This window comes from Sphingobium sp. HWE2-09, assembly GCF_035989265.1.
Lineage (GTDB): Bacteria > Pseudomonadota > Alphaproteobacteria > Sphingomonadales > Sphingomonadaceae > Sphingobium.
The window spans coordinates 2,127,956-2,144,021 of the sequence record NZ_JAYKZX010000003.1 but is presented as its reverse complement, the minus strand read 5'-3'; the positions used below and the strand labels follow the sequence as shown (position 1 = coordinate 2,144,021).

Annotated in this window: 15 protein-coding genes and 1 riboswitch; of the genes, 13 read left to right on the top strand and 2 right to left on the bottom strand. The window is 66.3% G+C overall.

Translation table 11 applies throughout. The annotated features are described in order from the left end of the window. The first annotated feature begins 86 nt into the window (after positions 1–86). The 6 genes from U5A89_RS15805 to U5A89_RS15780 all read left to right on the top strand — a co-directional run bounded on the left by U5A89_RS15805 (position 87) and on the right by U5A89_RS15780 (position 8,464). On the top strand, positions 87–539 hold the full coding sequence (locus U5A89_RS15805; protein WP_338162018.1) for an NAD(P)H-dependent oxidoreductase subunit E: 453 nt from the start codon (positions 87–89) through the stop codon (positions 537–539). Then, the gene (locus tag U5A89_RS15800) at positions 536–2,176 is read left to right on the top strand and encodes an NADH-ubiquinone oxidoreductase-F iron-sulfur binding region domain-containing protein (protein WP_338162017.1); all 1,641 of its coding nucleotides are present in this window, start codon (positions 536–538) and stop codon (positions 2,174–2,176) included. The genes U5A89_RS15805 and U5A89_RS15800 overlap by 4 nt, the downstream gene beginning before the upstream one ends. Next, a complete protein-coding gene (gene fdhF / locus U5A89_RS15795; RefSeq protein ID WP_338162016.1) occupies positions 2,173–5,019 on the top strand; it encodes a formate dehydrogenase subunit alpha in 2,847 nt (948 codons plus the stop codon). Before U5A89_RS15800 ends, fdhF begins: the two co-directional genes overlap by 4 nt. Positions 5,020–5,028: 9 nt before the next feature. Next, on the top strand, positions 5,029–5,334 hold the full coding sequence (locus U5A89_RS15790; protein WP_338162015.1) for a formate dehydrogenase subunit delta: 306 nt from the start codon (positions 5,029–5,031) through the stop codon (positions 5,332–5,334). Between the two features lie 28 nt (positions 5,335–5,362). Next, complete coding sequence (gene fdhD, locus U5A89_RS15785) at positions 5,363–6,172, top strand: formate dehydrogenase accessory sulfurtransferase FdhD (RefSeq protein ID WP_338162014.1); 810 nt, start codon at positions 5,363–5,365, stop codon at positions 6,170–6,172. 69 nt (positions 6,173–6,241) lie between these two features. Further along, positions 6,242–6,455, top strand: a riboswitch (cobalamin riboswitch). Positions 6,456–6,625: 170 nt separating this feature from the next. Then, the gene (locus U5A89_RS15780) at positions 6,626–8,464 is read left to right on the top strand and encodes a TonB-dependent receptor plug domain-containing protein (protein ID WP_338162013.1); all 1,839 of its coding nucleotides are present in this window, start codon (positions 6,626–6,628) and stop codon (positions 8,462–8,464) included. 36 nt (positions 8,465–8,500) lie between these two features. Here the strand turns inward: U5A89_RS15780 and U5A89_RS15775 are convergent, their stop codons facing one another. Continuing rightward, positions 8,501–9,310, bottom strand: a complete 810-nt coding sequence (locus tag U5A89_RS15775) for an ABC transporter substrate-binding protein (protein ID WP_338162012.1) — start codon at positions 9,308–9,310, stop codon at positions 8,501–8,503. A 122-nt stretch (positions 9,311–9,432) separates the two neighbouring features. On the opposite strand from U5A89_RS15775, the gene U5A89_RS15770 reads away from it, so the two are divergent. Beyond that, positions 9,433–10,428, top strand: a complete 996-nt coding sequence (locus U5A89_RS15770; protein ID WP_338162011.1) for a FecCD family ABC transporter permease — start codon at positions 9,433–9,435, stop codon at positions 10,426–10,428. After that, positions 10,422–11,195 carry an ABC transporter ATP-binding protein gene (locus tag U5A89_RS15765; RefSeq protein ID WP_338162010.1) on the top strand — a complete coding sequence of 258 codons (774 nt, stop codon included), beginning with the start codon at positions 10,422–10,424 and terminating at the stop codon, positions 11,193–11,195. The genes U5A89_RS15770 and U5A89_RS15765 overlap by 7 nt, the downstream gene beginning before the upstream one ends. Positions 11,196–11,285: 90 nt before the next feature. Here the strand turns inward: U5A89_RS15765 and U5A89_RS15760 are convergent, their stop codons facing one another. After that, the gene (locus U5A89_RS15760) at positions 11,286–12,446 is read right to left on the bottom strand and encodes a penicillin-binding protein activator (RefSeq protein WP_338162009.1); all 1,161 of its coding nucleotides are present in this window, start codon (positions 12,444–12,446) and stop codon (positions 11,286–11,288) included. Positions 12,447–12,502: 56 nt separating this feature from the next. Between U5A89_RS15760 and rsmI the strand changes: the two genes are divergently transcribed. The 5 genes from rsmI to U5A89_RS15735 all read left to right on the top strand — a co-directional run bounded on the left by rsmI (position 12,503) and on the right by U5A89_RS15735 (position 16,055). Next, a complete protein-coding gene (rsmI, locus tag U5A89_RS15755) occupies positions 12,503–13,345 on the top strand; it encodes a 16S rRNA (cytidine(1402)-2'-O)-methyltransferase (protein ID WP_338162008.1) in 843 nt (280 codons plus the stop codon). Next, positions 13,342–13,695 (top strand): YraN family protein, encoded by a 354-nt coding sequence (locus U5A89_RS15750; RefSeq protein ID WP_338162007.1) that lies wholly within the window; start codon positions 13,342–13,344, stop codon positions 13,693–13,695. Before rsmI ends, U5A89_RS15750 begins: the two co-directional genes overlap by 4 nt. Before the next feature lie 185 nt (positions 13,696–13,880). Next, a complete protein-coding gene (gene gshB, locus U5A89_RS15745) occupies positions 13,881–14,855 on the top strand; it encodes a glutathione synthase (protein ID WP_338162006.1) in 975 nt (324 codons plus the stop codon). A 112-nt stretch (positions 14,856–14,967) separates the two neighbouring features. Continuing rightward, positions 14,968–15,567, top strand: coding sequence for a DedA family protein (locus U5A89_RS15740; protein WP_338162005.1), 600 nt, complete (start codon positions 14,968–14,970; stop codon positions 15,565–15,567). 92 nt (positions 15,568–15,659) lie between these two features. Then, a complete protein-coding gene (locus U5A89_RS15735; RefSeq protein ID WP_338162004.1) occupies positions 15,660–16,055 on the top strand; it encodes a BA14K family protein in 396 nt (131 codons plus the stop codon). The last annotated feature ends 11 nt before the right edge of the window (positions 16,056–16,066 follow it).

Genomic DNA, 16,066 nt, shown 5'->3' with positions numbered 1-16,066 from the left:
TATCGCAGATATCCGTCTTCGATTTGACCCTACGGCCGTGCGCGATCAGGATCGCCCGCACAACAGGGCCAAAAAGGCAGGGTGTGATGGAAGAGTTTATCGGCGCGTGGACCGCGCGGCATGGCGCGACGCGGGACCGGCTGTTGCCGCTGCTCCATGCGGTGCAGGCGGAAGCGGGCCATATCGACGATGCAGTGGTGCCGGTGATCGCCAAGGCGCTGAACCTCAGCCGCGCGGACGTGCATGGGGTCGTCACCTTCTACCATGATTTTCGGCGGGTCGCGCCGGGGCGACATGTCGTGAAGCTGTGCCGGGCGGAAAGCTGCCAGGCGCGGGGCGGCGCGGCAATCGAGGCGGCGGCGGCCAGGCGGCTGGGCGTGGCGATGGGCGAGACGCGGGCCGACGGGCAGTTGGCGCTGGAGCCGGTCTATTGCCTGGGCCTGTGTGCGATCGGCCCCAATGCGCTGGTCGACGGGCGGCCGGTGGCGCAGATCGATGCGGAGGCGCTGGAGCGGATCGCGCTGGAGGTGGCGGCATGAGCCGGGTGTTTGTTAGCCGCGACATGGCATCCGTCGCGCTGGGCGCAGACGATGTGGCGCGGGCCTTTGCGGAGGCCGGGTGCGAGGTGGTGCGGACCGGGTCGCGCGGGCTGTTCAGCATCGAGCCGCTGGTCGAGGTGGAGACGGCGGACGGGCGGATCGGCTTTGGGCCGGTCGGGCCGGACGATGTGGCGGCTGTGCTGGACGGGACGCATGGGGCGCGGCTGGGGGTGGTGGATAAGCTGCCCTTTTTTGCGGGGCAGCAGCGGTTTACCTTTGCGCGCTGCGGAGTGATCGATCCGCTCAGCCTTGCCGATTATGCAGCGCATGGGGGCTGGGCCGGGCTGGAGGCGGCGCGGACATTGGAGCCGCAAACCGTGGTCGATGCGGTCAAGGCGTCGGGTTTGCGCGGGCGTGGCGGGGCAGGTTTTCCGACAGGCATCAAATGGCAGACGGTGCTGGATGCGCCTGCTGGCGAGAAATTCATCGTCTGCAATGCGGATGAGGGCGACAGCGGCACCTTTGCCGACCGGATGCTGATGGAGGGCGACCCCTATGGCCTGATCGAGGGGATGGCGATCGCCGCCCATGCGGTGGGGGCGGGCCATGGCTATATCTATATCCGGTCGGAATATCCCTTCTGCATCGCGACCATGCGCGCGGCGATTATGGCGTCGGCGGATATCGTCGCGCCCTTCACGCTGGAGGTGCGCGAGGGGGCGGGCGCTTATGTCTGTGGCGAGGAGACGGCGCTGCTCAATTCGATCGAGGGGAAGCGGGGCCAGGTGCGGGCCAAGCCGCCCTTGCCCGCGCTTAAAGGGCTGTTCGGGCAGCCGACTGTCATCAACAATGTGCTGAGTTTGGCGGCGGTGCCTTTCATATTGGCGCAGGGGGCGGAGGCCTATGCGGCGGTCGGGTTCGGGCGGTCGCGCGGCACGATGCCGGTGCAGTTGGCGGGCAATGTGCGGCATGGCGGGCTGTACGAGATTGGGTTCGGCATCACGCTGGGTGAACTGGTGAATGACATCGGCGGCGGGACGGCGAGCGGGCGGCCGGTGCGGGCGGTGCAGGTGGGCGGGCCGTTGGGAGCCTATTTTCCGCCGTCCATGTTCCATCTGCCGTTCGACTATGAGGCGTTCGCGGCGGCGGGCGGCTTGATCGGCCATGCCGGGATCACCGTGTTCGACGATAGCGTGGACATGGCGCATATGGCGCGTTTCGCGATGGAATTTTGCGCGGCGGAGAGTTGCGGGAAATGCACGCCCTGTCGGATCGGATCGACGCGGGGGGTGGAGATTATGGATCGGATTATTGGGGCGCGCGATGTGTCTCACTCCGTTCGCCCTGAGCCTGTCGAAGGGCTTTCCTTTTCTTCGCAAGAGAAGGGAGGGGCTTCGACAGGCTCAGCCCGAACGGTGGAGGGGTATTTGGATAAAGCCCTTTATTCGCGCACGCCGGATCGGATCGACGTGTCGATTGAAGCGCAGACCAGTCTGCTACGCGATCTGGCTGATACGATGAAATATGGGTCGCTTTGTGCGCTGGGGGGCTTCACGCCCTATCCCGTGCTGAGTGCGCTCGATCATTTTCCCGAGGATTTCGGCGCTGCTGCGCCCATCAAGGAGGCGGCGGCATGAGCTTTTCCCGCGAAACCGATCATGGCACCCCGGCGGCGATTGCGACGGGCAGGAGCGTGACGTTGACCATCGACGGGCAGAGCGTCACCCTGCCCGAGGGCACCAGCATCATGCGCGCGGCGTCGCTGATGGGCGGGGCGATCCCCAAACTATGCGCGACCGACACTATCGAGAGTTTCGGGTCGTGCCGCCTGTGTCTGGTAGAGGTGGAGGGGCGCAATGGCTATCCCGCATCCTGCACCACGCCGGTCGCCGAGGGCATGGTGGTGCGGACGCAGACGGAGCGGCTGAAGCAGCTGCGGCGCGGGGTGATGGAGCTTTATATCTCCGACCATCCGCTCGATTGCCTGACCTGCGGCGCGAATGGCGATTGCGAATTACAGGATCAGGCAGGCGCGGTGGGCCTGCGCGACGTGCGCTATGGCTATGATGGCGCGACCAATATGGGGCAGGCGAAGGACCAGTCGAACCCCTATTTCGATTTCGATCCCAGCAAGTGCATCGTCTGTTCGCGCTGCGTGCGGGCGTGCGACGAGGTGCAGGGGACGTTCGCGCTGACGATCGCGGGGATGGGCTTCGATTCCAAGGTATCGGCGTCGCAGGGCGAGGATTTTCTGGGGTCCGAATGCGTGTCCTGCGGGGCTTGTGTGCAGGCCTGCCCGACGGCGTCGCTGATCGAGAAGAGCGTGGTAGAAATCGGCACGCCCGACCGGGCGGTCGTCACCACCTGCGCCTATTGCGGGGTGGGTTGCACGTTCCGCGCGGAAATGCGGGGCGAGGAACTGGTGCGGATGGTGCCGTGGAAGGACGGCAAAGCCAATCGCGGCCATAGTTGCGTCAAGGGGCGGTTCGCCTGGGGCTATGCCCAGCATCAGGATCGTATCCTCAACCCGATGATCCGCGCGTCGGTGCGCGAGCCGTGGCGCGAAGTGTCGTGGGAGGAGGCGATCGCCTATACCGCGTCGGAGTTTCGGCGCATTCAAGGGAAATATGGCACGCGGAGCATCGGCGGGATTACGTCGAGCCGTTGCACCAATGAGGAGACGTTCCTGGTCCAGAAGCTGATCCGGCAGGGGTTCGGCAATAATAATGTCGATACCTGCGCGCGGGTATGTCACTCGCCGACCGGCTATGGGTTGAGCCAGACCTTCGGCACGTCCGCGGGGACGCAGGATTTCGACAGCGTGATGCAGGCCGACGTGATCCTGGTGATCGGCGCCAATCCGACCGACGGGCATCCGGTGTTCGCGAGCCGCATGAAGCGTCGGTTGCGGCAGGGCGCCAAGCTGATCGTGATGGACCCGCGCCGGACCGATCTGGTGAAATCGCCGCATGTCGAGGCGGAACATCATCTCCCCTTACGGCCGGGCACCAATGTCGCGATGCTGACCGCGATGGCGCATGTGATCGTGACCGAGAAGTTGTATGACGAAGCCTTCATTCGCGAACGGTGCGACTGGGACGAGTTTGCCGATTGGGCGGAGTTCGTGTCGGAGGCGGCGCGGTCGCCCGAGGCGATCGAGCCGCTGACGGGGGTGAAGGCGGACGAGGTGCGCGCGGCGGCGCGGCTCTATGCGACTGGCGGCAATGGCGCGATCTATTATGGATTGGGCGTGACCGAGCATAGCCAGGGGTCTTCGACCGTCATGGCGATCGCCAACCTCGCCATGGCGACCGGCAATGTCGGGCGGGAGGGCGTAGGGGTGAACCCGCTGCGAGGCCAGAATAATGTGCAGGGGGCGTGCGACATGGGCAGCTTCCCGCATGAATTTAGCGGCTATCGTCATGTGTCCGACACCGCGACGCGCCAGTTGTTCGAGCAGGCATGGGGCGTGGCGCTGGATGCCGAGCCGGGGTTGCGTATTCCCAATATGCTGGACGCGGCGACGGACGGGACGTTCAAGGGGCTGTTCGTGCAGGGGGAGGATATCCTCCAGTCCGATCCCAATACCAAGCATGTCGCGGCCGGTCTGGCGGCGATGGAATGCGTGGTGGTGCAGGACCTGTTCCTCAACGAAACCGCCAATTATGCGCATGTCTTCCTGCCCGGATCGACCTTCCTGGAAAAGGACGGCACCTTCACCAATGCGGAGCGGCGCATCCAGCGGGTGCGCAAGGTGATGGCGCCACTGAACGGCTATGCCGATTGGGAGATCGTGCAATTGGTGGCGAACGCCATGGGTTTGGCGTGGACCTACGATCATCCAGCGCAGATCATGGACGAGATTGCGGCGCTGACGCCGACTTTTGCGGGCGTGCATTATGATCGGCTGGAGGCGGAAGGGTCGCTGCAGTGGCCGGCCAATGACAGCGCGCCTGACGGCACGCCGACCATGCACAGGGACGGATTCGTGCGGGGGAAGGGCAAGTTCGTCGTCACCGACTATGTGCCGACCGACGAGAAGACCGGGCCGCGATTCCCGCTGTTGCTGACGACCGGGCGGATATTGAGCCATTATAATGTCGGGGCGCAGACGCGGCGGACCGCCAATACGGCCTGGCACCCGGAGGATCGGCTGGAAATCCATCCGAGCGATGCGGACAATCGGGGTTTGAAGGATGGCGACTGGGTGACGCTGCGCAGCCGGGCGGGGGAGACGACGCTGCGCGCGTTGATCACTGCGCGGGTCGCGCCGGGGGTGGTCTATACGACTTTCCACCATCCCGAGACACAGGCGAATGTCATCACCACCGATTATAGCGACTGGGCCACCAACTGCCCGGAATATAAGGTGACGGCGGTGCAGGTGATGGCGTCCAACGGCCCCAGCGACTGGCAGCAGGATTATGCCGATCAGGCGCGTCAGAGCCGCCGCATCGCGCCGTTGGAAGCGGCGGAATAGGGGACGGGCATGAGCGACGACACGCATGTCATGTCCACGACAGACCGGCTGGTCTATATGGCGCACCAGATCGCGCGCAATATTGCGACCATGGGGGAGGCCAAGGCGGTGGAAGCGCTGGCCGAGCATCTGACCCGTTTTTGGGATCCGCGGATGAAGGCGCAGATTATCGCCATTGCGCAGGAACAGCCTGAGCAGCTGTCGCCGATCGTGGCCGCCGCCGTCGCGCGGATGGCGCAGGGCCGGGCGGCGCCGGATGTGGATGCGGCGCAATTCAATGCGGTGGACGAGGCGGGCCATTGCGACGCCGGTTGAGCGGCGGGCGATCCATCGCTAGGCCGGGATGATGGATGCCGACCGCCAAAGCCTGACCTTCGATCGCCTGACGCCGGATGGCGGCACGGCGGCGGTCGATCGCGCGCTGGCGGAAGAAGTGCCGGTCGCGATCGAGTTTAACGGCATCGGCTATGCGGTGCTGATGGCGACGCCCAGCGACATTGGCGATCTGGTGCTGGGCTTTGCGCTGGCCGAGCGGCTGATCGGGTCGGGTTACGCGCCGTTCGATGTCGATGTCCATCGCACCGACCAGGGCATCGTGGCGCGGGCGACCTTGCCGCCGGATCGTACCGATGCGCTGCTGGAGCGCGTGCGGCATCGGGTGTCGGAATCCTCGTGCGGGATATGCGGGATCGAGAATCTGGAGCAGGCGATCCGGCCATTGCCGCCGGTTGCCGCAACGTCGCGGGCGGACCGGGCCGCGATCTTTCGCGCGCTGGCGGCGCTGTACGATCACCAGCCTTTGAACGCGGCCACCGGCGCGGCCCATGCCGCCGCCTGGGTGGGGGCGGATGGCGCGATCCGGCTGGTGCGGGAAGATGTCGGGCGGCATAATGCGTTCGACAAGCTGATCGGGGCGATGGCGCGCCAAGGAGACACGGCACGCGCGGAGTGGGACGGCGGCTTTGCGCTGCTGTCGTCGCGCTGTTCCTACGAACTGGTGGAGAAGGCAGTGCTGAGCCAATGCCCGCTGCTCGTCACCATTTCTGCGCCGACGAAGCTGGCCGTGAGCCGGGCGGAGGAAGCGGGCCTGCCGCTGGTGGTGCTGGCGCGGCGGGACGCGATGTTGCTGCGGAGCAACAGGGCGCTGGCTTAAGGGCGGGGCCGCTTGGCATCGCTTATGCTTTCCCTTAGAGCGCGCGGCGTGGGGGCGGCCTGGCTGGCCCTGCAACTTGATCGCGCCGGTGCCCGGCAACGGGCTTAATCGGGAATATGGTGAGAGGGTTACCCCCTCAATTCCATGGCTGTCCCTGCAACTGTAAGCGGATAGCGCGATGCATATGGCCGAAAGGCCGGCCACTGGACTTGCGTCCGGGAAGGCTTTTGCATCGACGCTGCGACCCGCGAGCCAGGAGACCTGCCGGCGCTTGGTCGCTCTTGCTTTGGTCCAGGGGATGGCCGGGGCACGGTGGTTTTCCGTCGAGCGACGCCATGCGGCCGGGCCGCATCGGGTTGTGGACGGGATATGGCGTCATCCCTGGCTTCGACTCGGCCGCTGAACAAGCGGAGACCCCGGCCCACGTCGCACCGACGCCGGGGGGTATATGCTATGTTGAAAACAGGGATTTCGTTGGTGGCGCTGATCGTGGCGACGCCGGTTCTGGCGCAGGATGACCAGATCGTCGTCACCGCCACAGGCGTCGCCCAGTCGCGCGACGAGGTCGGCCAGGCGATCACGGTGATCGATGCGGAAACGATCAAGACGCGCCAGACGATCGACGTGGTGGACCTGCTGGCGACGACGCCGGGCGTGCGGTTCAATCGCAATGGCAGCGTCGGCAGCGTGACCGGCGTGTCGCTGCGCGGCGCGGAAACGACGCAGACTTTGGTGCTGATCGATGGGGTGAAGGTCAACGATCCCAGCGGCATCGGCGATGGCTATGATTTCGGCCCGCTGCTGACCGGCAATATCAAGCGGATCGAAGTGCTGCGCGGCTCCAATTCCGTGGTGCATGGCAGCCAAGCGATCGGCGGCGTGATCAATATCATGACCGGGGTGCCGGTCGAGGGCTTTGGCGCGAATGCGTCGGTCGACTATGGCTATAGCGATACGCTGAGCGCCAAGGCGGACGTGTCTGGCAGCAGCGGCATGGCGTCGGGCGGGGTGGGCGCGGCCTATTTCCGCACCGACGGGATTTCGTCGGCGGCGGGCGGCACGGAAAAGGATGGCTATGAGAATATCGCCACCAATGCCCGGCTGACGCTGAACTTTACCGACGCGCTGAGCCTGAACCTGCGCGGCTATTATATCCATGCGGATCTGGACTATGACAGCTTCTTCGGCGCGCCCGCCGACAGCAGCGACGTGTCGAAGATGGATCAATATATCGGCTATGCGGGGCTGAACCTGGCGCTGCTGGACGGCAAGCTGACCAACCGCGCGGCGGTGACCTATTTGCGCAACGATCGCGACTATTATTTCGTGCGCGGGACCGACCCGGATTATGGCTATTCGGGCACGAACCTGCGCTTCGAATATGAGGGCGTCTATGCGCCGGTCGATCAGGCCAAGCTGGTGTTCGGCTATGAGCATGAGCGGCCGGATTATGATTTCTTCGGCTTTGGTTCGACCGAAAGCGCGCGGATCAACATCGACAGCGTCTATGGGCTGGCGATCGTGAAGCCCTTTACAGGCCTGGCCGTCACCGGCGGGGTGCGGCATGACGATCACAGCCAGTTCGGCGGGGCCACGACCTTTGGCGCCAACGCCAATTATTCGCCCAATGGCGGCGCGACCAATGTGCGGTTGAGCTATGGCGAGGGGTTCAAGGCGCCCTCGCTCTATCAGTTGTACGACACGTTCAGCGGCAATGCGGCACTGCGGCCCGAACGGTCGAAAAGCTATGATGTCGGCTTCGACCAGAGCTTGGACGGCGGGCGGGCGATGCTGTCGGTCACCGCGTTCCGCCGCGATACGCGCAACCAGATCAATTATGACAATGCGACCTTCACCTATGGCAATCTGGACCGGACCCGCGCCAAGGGCGTGGAAGCATCGATCGCGCTGAAGCCGGTCGATGCGCTGACCGTGACGGGCAGCTACAGCTATGTCGATGCGCGGGACCGGTCGGCGGGGTCGGTCAATTATGGCAATCGCCTGGCCCGCCGCGCCGCCAATGCGGTGAGCGTGTCGGCAGATTATGTTTGGTCCTTTGGCCTGTCCACGGGGGCGACCGTGACGATGGTGGACGATAGTTTCGACAATGCGGCCAATACGCGGCGGCTGGACGGCTATGCGCTGGCCGGGGTGCGGGCGTCGATGCCGCTGGGCGAGCATCTGGAAGTCTATGGCCGGATCGACAATCTGTTCGATGAGACGTACCAGACGGCCTATGGCTATGGCACCTACGGCCGGTCGGCCTATGGCGGCGTGCGTGTCCGTTTCTGATCGGCATGATCGGGGGCGGGCGTGAGGCCTGCCCCCTTATCGCGGCGCGTTCAGGCGCTGCGTGATGGCGCGCGCGGCCTGCACGTAAGCGGGGCCGCCGCAGACGGTCCAGCTTTGCGGCAGGCTGATGCGGGGGATGGTGGCGAGCGCGGGATGGTGCAGCATTTCGGTGCCCTGATCCACCACGCGGTCGGTGGCGCTTTCCACGATCAGCCAGTCGGGGCGGGCGGCGACCATTTCCTCCAGCGGCACTTGCGCGAGCGGCGGCTTGCCGAGTTTGGCGGCGAGGTTGGTGAGGCCCACGCGGCGCATCAGATCATCGATCAGCGTGCCGGTGCCGGTCATATAGCCGCGGCGCTGATAATAGGCCGCGACGCCGCCGCGTCTGGCACGGGGCAGGGCGGCGAGATCGCGGTTCATGGCTGCGATCAGCGCTTCGCCGCGATCGATATGGCCGGTCGTGCGGGCCACCTGGCGGATCTGGTCGAGGATCGCGGCATAGCTGTCGGCGCTGGCGAGGCCGAGCGTGCGCCAGTCGCCCGGCGGCGCGCCCGCCACTTGGTTGGGGCCGATCGGGAAGCCCAGGATCAGGTCGGGGCGGATCGCCAAGACTTCCTCGGAGGGGCGGCGCAGGGTGCGGAAGCGGCGCGCCTTGGCGGCGGCGGCCGAGAGTTCGGGGTCGCGGGCGTTGCTGCTGAGCGCGGCGATCTGCGCCGGGTCGGAAAGGGCAAGCAGATATTGGTCGGCGCAGACGTTGAGCGACACGATGCGGCGGGGCGGCGTGGGGGTGGCGGCGCCGGTGAGCAGGAAGAGGGCGGTGGTCGCGAGCGTGAGGGGGCGAATCATGAAGCCTGTCTCATAGAAGGGCGTGTTCCCGCGCAGGCGGGAACCCAGTCCCGCCGCCCGAACTGGGTTCCCGCCTTCGCGGGAACACGGGGCTTTGTCTATCAGGGATTGCGATACAAGCCATGACCGCGCGTCGCCATCCCCTGTTGATCCCCGGCCTGTTGCTGCTGGTCGTGGCGGCGGCGTTCGGGTCCGTCATGCTGGGCGCGGTGGCGGTCAGTCCGGGGCGGATCGTGGCGGTATTGAGCGGCGGCGGGGATGCGGTGGCGCGGGCGATCATCCTGGATCTACGCGTGCCGCGGATGGTGCTGGGGCTGATCGTCGGCGGGATGCTGGGCGTGAGCGGGGCGGCGTTGCAGGGCTATTTGCGCAATCCGCTGGCGGAACCTTCGGTGCTGGGCGCGTCCAACGCGGCGGCGCTGGGGGCGGTGTGTGCGCTCTATTTCGGGCTGGCGCAGACGCATATGCTGGTGCTGCCGTTGCTGGCGATCGCTACGGCCTTGGTCGCGATCGGTACGCTGTTTTTGCTGTCGGGATCGGCGGAAAGCCCGCTGACGCTGATCCTGGCGGGGATTGCGGTGGCGACGCTGGCGGGGGCGGGGATCAGCCTGGCGCTGAACCTGTCGCCCAATCCCTTCGCCGCGATGGAGATTATGAGCTGGCTGATGGGGAGCCTGGAAAATCGCAGCTATGCCCATGTCTGGATCGCGCTGCCCTGCGTCGTGCTGGGCGCAGCGTTGCTGATCGCCGATGGGCGGACGCTGGACGCGCTGACATTGGGGGAGGATGGCGCGCAGGCGCTGGGCGTCAACCTGTCCGCCGCGCGGTTGCGCATGATGCTGGGCGTGGCGATCGGCGTGGGCGGCGCGGTGGCGGTGTCGGGCGCGATCGGCTTCGTCGGGCTGATCGTGCCGCATCTGGTGCGGCCGCTGACCGACCGGTCGCCATCGGCGGTGCTGCTGCCGTCGCTGCTGGGCGGGGCGGCGTTGCTGACGCTGGCGGATATCGGCGTGCGGTTGATCCCGACCAGCAACGAGCTGAAACTGGGCGTGGTGACGGCGTTGCTGGGCGTGCCGGTATTTTTGGTCCATTTGATGCGGGCGCGGCGGCTATGGTGACGATCGCGGCGCAGGGGTTGTCGGTGCGGCTGGGCCGCCATGTGGCGGTGCGGGATGTCGACGTGATGCTGGAGCCGGGGGCTTTGGTGGGCGTGATCGGTCCCAACGGCGCGGGGAAATCGACATTGATCCGGGCGCTGCTGGGGCTGACGAAGCCGATGGCGGGGCAGGTGCGGATCGACGGGCGGGATGTGGTGGGATTGACCCGACAGGCGATCGCGCGGGCCGTCGCTTATCTGCCGCAGGGGCAGACGCTGCATTGGCCTTTGTCGGTCGAGCGGCTGGTGGCGCTGGGGCGGTTGCCGCATCTGGGGCCGTTGTCGCGGCTGACGGCGGCGGATGATGCAGCGGTCGAAGCGGCGATGGCGCGAGCCGATGTGCTGCATCTCAAGGGCCGGGTCGCGACCGAATTGTCGGGCGGGGAGCGGGCGCGGGTGCTGCTGGCGCGGGCGTTGGCGGTGGGGGCGTGGGGGTTGATCGCGGACGAGCCGCTTGCCGCGCTCGATCCGGGGCATCAGATCGATGTGATGGCGTTGCTACGCGGCGAGGCGCGGGGCGGGGCGCTGGTGGTCACGGTGTTGCACGACCTCAGCATGGCGGCGCGCTATTGCGATCGGCTGCTGTTGATGGATGGCGGCGCGCTGGTCGCGGATGGCGCGCCGATGGAGGTGCTGACAGCGGAGCGGTTGGGCCGAGTTTATGGTGTGACTGCGCGGATCGAGAAGGACGGGGATGTGCCGCTGATTTTGCCGATGGGGCGGGTGTAGGCCAGGGGTGTCGCGCCTGGGTTGAACGTGGCGCGACTCCCCCTCCACCACGCGCTGCGCGCGCGGTCCCCCTCCCCGGTGGGGGAGGATTTATTGGCCGAAGCCTCTGGGTGCGGGATCGGCGACGGTCACGGTGCCCGCGCCGACTTCGCTCACTTCCAGTGCGCGTTCGGCGACGCCTGCGCGGTTGAAGCGGAAGGCGCCGTCGATCCCGGAAAAACCGCCCGCGTCGCGCAGGCGCGCGGCGGGGAAGGGCGCGCCCGGCTTCCAGTCCTGGGCGATGCGGACGGTCAGCAGCACCGAATCATAGCCGAGCGAGGAGAGGCGGAAGGGCGCGCTGCCGTAGCGGGCGCGATATTTGGTCGCGAGCTGACGGTAAAGCGCGTCGGACACGCTGGCGAACCAGGCGCCGCGCAGGACGGGGCTGGCGGCCAGCGTGCCTTCCGTATTCCACAATTCCGTGCCCAGCAGGCGGGCGGTCGCGCCGCCATTTTTGCGGACGATCGGCGCGACCTGCAGCGCGACGCGGCCGCTGTCGGCGATCAGCAGTGCGTCATAGCTGGACGAGGCCTGCAACGCCTTGACCGCTGCGGTGATCGATGCGGGCGAGCGATCGAAATTCTGCATCGACACGACGGTGCCGCCGGCCTGTTCGACGGCGCGCAGCAGCGCGTTGCCCGCGCGTTCGCCATAGGTGCCGCGCGGCACCAGCGCGCCGAACTTGCTCAGCCCCTTTTCGCGGGCGAAGCCGACGACGCGATCGATCGACTGGGCGGTGTTGTAGCCCAGCACATAGACGCCGCTGCCCGCGATGCTGGCGTCGTTGGAGAAACTGATGACCGGCACATTGGCGCGCGCGGCGATCGGCCCGATGATGCGGGCGTCTTCGGCGAGCAGAGGGCCGAGGATCAGGCGATTGCCGTCGGCCAGCGCCTTGGTCACTGCCGCCGCTGCGCCGAGCGCCGTGTCATAGGTGGTGATGCGGACCCGGTCGGTCTTGGTATCCATCAACGCCAGGGTAGTGGCGTTGGCGATCGATTGACCCACGCCCGCATTGGCGCCGCTCATCGGCACCAGCAGCGCGACGCGGTGACGGGTGGCGTCGGTGGGCAGGCCCTGCACCACTTCAGGGCCGGTCGGCCGGGTGGGGCCGGTCGGCGCGACCGGTCCCGGTCCCTTGGGCACGATCGACTGGCAGGCGGCCAGGAACAAAGCTGCCCCCATGACGGCGATGCGTGCGCCCCTTTTCATGGCGGCGAACATGTTTGCTTGCCGGGGGGCATCCGTCTCTGTCATCTGGCGTCCTTATGGAAACTCGAACTTCTGGGCTTGAGCCTGGGCTTTATATCGTGGCGGGGCCGATCGGCAACCTTGGTGACCTTACGCCGCGCGGGGCGGAAGTCCTGCGACTGGCCGATGTGGTCGCCGTGGAAGATACACGGGTGAGCGCACGGTTGCTGCGCCATGCCGGGTCCGACCGGCCGATGGTGCCCTATCACGACCATAGCGCCGAAAATGTGCGGCAGCGGCTGGTCGAGCGGATGGCGGGCGAATCGGTGGCGTTGCTGTCGGACGCGGGGACGCCGCTGATTTCCGATCCGGGGTACAAGCTAGTGCGCGATGCGCGGGCGGCGGGGCGGCGGATCACGACGCTGCCGGGACCGAGCGCGGCGATCGCGGCGCTGACCTTGTCGGGGCTGCCGACCGATCGGTTCCTGTTCATGGGCTTTCTGCCCAGCAAGGCGAAGGCGCGGGGCGACACGCTGGACGAGGTGGCGGCGTTGCGCGCAACTTTGGTCTTCTACGAAAGCGGGCCGCGCCTGTCGGACAGCCTGTCGGCCATGGCCGCGCATCTGGGCGACCGGGAGGCGGCGGTGAGCCGGGAGATCAGCAAGACGTTCGAGGAGACGGCCTGTGGGACATTGAGCGCATTGTCCGCCCGCTATGCCGATGCGCCGCCCAAGGGAGAGATCGTGGTGACGGTCGGGCCGCCGGGGGAAGCGCCCCCCGCGAGCGCGGAGGATGCCGACGCGGCATTGCTGGAAGCGTTGACGCGGCTGCCGGTGTCCAAGGCGGCAGGCGAGGTCGCCAAGAAATTGGGGCTGGACCGCCGGACGCTCTATGACCGGGCGACGGAATTGAAGGGTTGAAAAGAGAGGCGGCGGAGAAGCGCGGGCGGCAGGCCGAACGCATTGCCGCCTGGTGGCTGCGCCTGAAGGGCTGGCAGATCGTAGGCCGCCGGATGCGCACGGCGGCGGGTGAGGTCGATCTGGTCGCGCGGCGCGGCGCGATGCTGGCCTTTGTCGAGGTGAAGGCGCGGGGCAGCGCGGCGGAGCTGGACCTGGCGATCGACGAGCGGCGGCTGGCGCGGGTCGCGAAGGCGGCGGAAATCCTGTGGCATGATCTGGCGAAACCGGGGGACGACATGCGAATCGACGTCATCCTCCTTGCGCCGGGGCGTGCGCCGCGCCATCTGGCCAATGTCTGGCATGGGGGGTGATTTGCCGCTCCTCAAAACCGTTCGGGCTGAGCCCTTCGACTGCCTGCTTGCAGCAGGCGCTCAGGGTAAACTTCACCAAAGGTGAAGTCGAAGCCCTGGCCTGAGCGCAAGCGAAGGCAAAGCACCTCGCTAACGCTCGGCGGAGCCCTTCGACTTCGCTCAGGGCGAACGGAAAAGGAATGAAGATGACGCAACTCAACCCCCTGACCGTCGCGATGCAGATGGACCCGATGGAGGGCATCAAGATCGGCGGCGATTCGACGTTCCACATCATGCTGGCGGCGCAGGCGCGGGGGCATAGGCTCTATCATTATCTGGCGCCCGACCTGACGTTTCGCGACGGGCGGGTGTGGGCGATGGCGCGGCCGGTGAAAGTGCAGAAGCAGGAGGGCGATCATTTCGCCTATGGCGAATGGGAAGTGCTGGACCTGGGCCGCGACGTCGATGTCGTGTGGATGCGGCAGGACCCGCCCTTTGACCTGAGCTACATCACCGCCACCCATTTGCTGGAGCGGGTGCAGGCAGAGACGCTGGTCGTCAACGATCCGGCATCGGTCCGCAATGCGCCGGAAAAGCTGTTCGTGCTGGACTATGCGCGCTTCATGCCGCCGACGATGATCACGCGCAGCCTGAGCGCGACCAGGGAGTTTCTGGCCGAGCATGGCGAGATCGTGGTCAAGCCGCTGTACGGCAATGGCGGCGTGGCGGTGTTTCATGTCGGCAGCAACGGCGCGAACCTGTCGTCGCTGGTGGAATTGTTCAAGGCGTCCTGGGTCGAGCCGTTCATGGTGCAGGCCTTCATCCCCGGCGTGGCGCAGGGCGACAAGCGCATCGTGCTGATCGACGGCGAAGTGGCGGGCGCGGTGAACCGTATTCCGGGCAAGGGCGAAATCCGGTCGAACCTGGCGGTGGGCGGATCGGCGGCGAAGACGCAGCTGACCGACAGGGAACGCGAAATCTGCGCGGCGATGGGCCCGGAGTTGAAGGCGCGTGGCCTGCTGTTCGTGGGGATCGACGTGATCGGCGGGGAGTGGCTGACCGAGATCAACGTGACGTCGCCCACGGGCATCGTGTCGATCGATGCGTTTGACGGGATCGACACGGGCGGCATGATCTGGGACGCGATCGACGCCCGGTTGGCGGCAAGGGCGGCGGGGTGATTTGATGGCCTATTTTCGTCATGCCAGCGAAGGCTGGCATCTCCTTCTTCCTGGGACGTTGAGAAGAAAGAGAGATCCCAGCGTTCGCTGGGATGACGGAGTGGGTTGAGGAATGACCGACTGGGTTCTGCGCCTGATCGATGCGGGCGGCTATTGGGGCATCTTCTTCCTGATGATCCTGGAGAATGTGTTTCCGCCGATCCCGTCCGAACTCATCATGGGCATTGGTGGCATTCGCGTGGGGCAGGGGCGGATGGCGATGGAGTGGCTGTTGCTGGCCGGCACCGTCGGCACCACCATCGGCAATTATTTCTGGTATCTGGTCGGCCATGTGCTGGGCTTTCACCGGTTGAAGCCGCTGGTCGATCGCTATGGCCGCTGGGCGACGCTGGAATGGCGCGATGTCGAGGCGCTGGACCGGCTGTTCGGCAAATATGGGCAGATCGTCGTCTTCGTCTTTCGCTTCATGCCTGCCTTCCGCACGATGATATCGCTGCCTGCCGGACTGTTTCGCATGGGGCATATGCGCTTCCTGCTGTGGACGATGGGGGGCGCGCTGATCTGGAACGTGATCCTGGCCTATGCGGGCTATCTGCTGGGGCAGCATTTTCGCGATATCGACCATTATGTCGGCCCGGTATCGACCGCCTGCGTCGTCATCGCGGTGATCGCCTATCTGTGGCGGCTGGCGACCTGGCGGCCCAAGGGCTGAAGGCTGAGAATAAAGGGAGGGGAACCTTCGTGATGCGGCGCCGTTGGGCGTGCGGGAGCTGGTCTGTCGCACCCATTGGAGTTCCAACGTCCATGAAATTGTTCAAAGCTGCAGGTGCTATCCTGCTCGTCCTGGCTCCGCTTTCGGTGTCGGCCCAGCCGCCCGAGCGTCCGCGCGCCAATCAGGATCAGCGCCGACCGGGTGACGACCGTATGCGTGACGACCGGGGCGGGATGAACCGGCCTGGTCCCGATCGCCCCGGCAATGGTCCCGGCGCGGGTCGCCCGCAGCCTGTCGGTGGCGGCAATGGTTATGGCAATTGGGACAATCGCTGGGGCAGCCGTCCGCCCGCGCCGCCGCGCCACTGGACGAAGAATGGCGACTGGTATCGCCATGTCCGCGCGTGCAACCAACGCTATCGCAGCTATAATCCGCGCACGGACATGTTCACCCTGCGGCCGGGCGTGACGCGCCGCTGCATGCTGTAAACCTTGTTTAC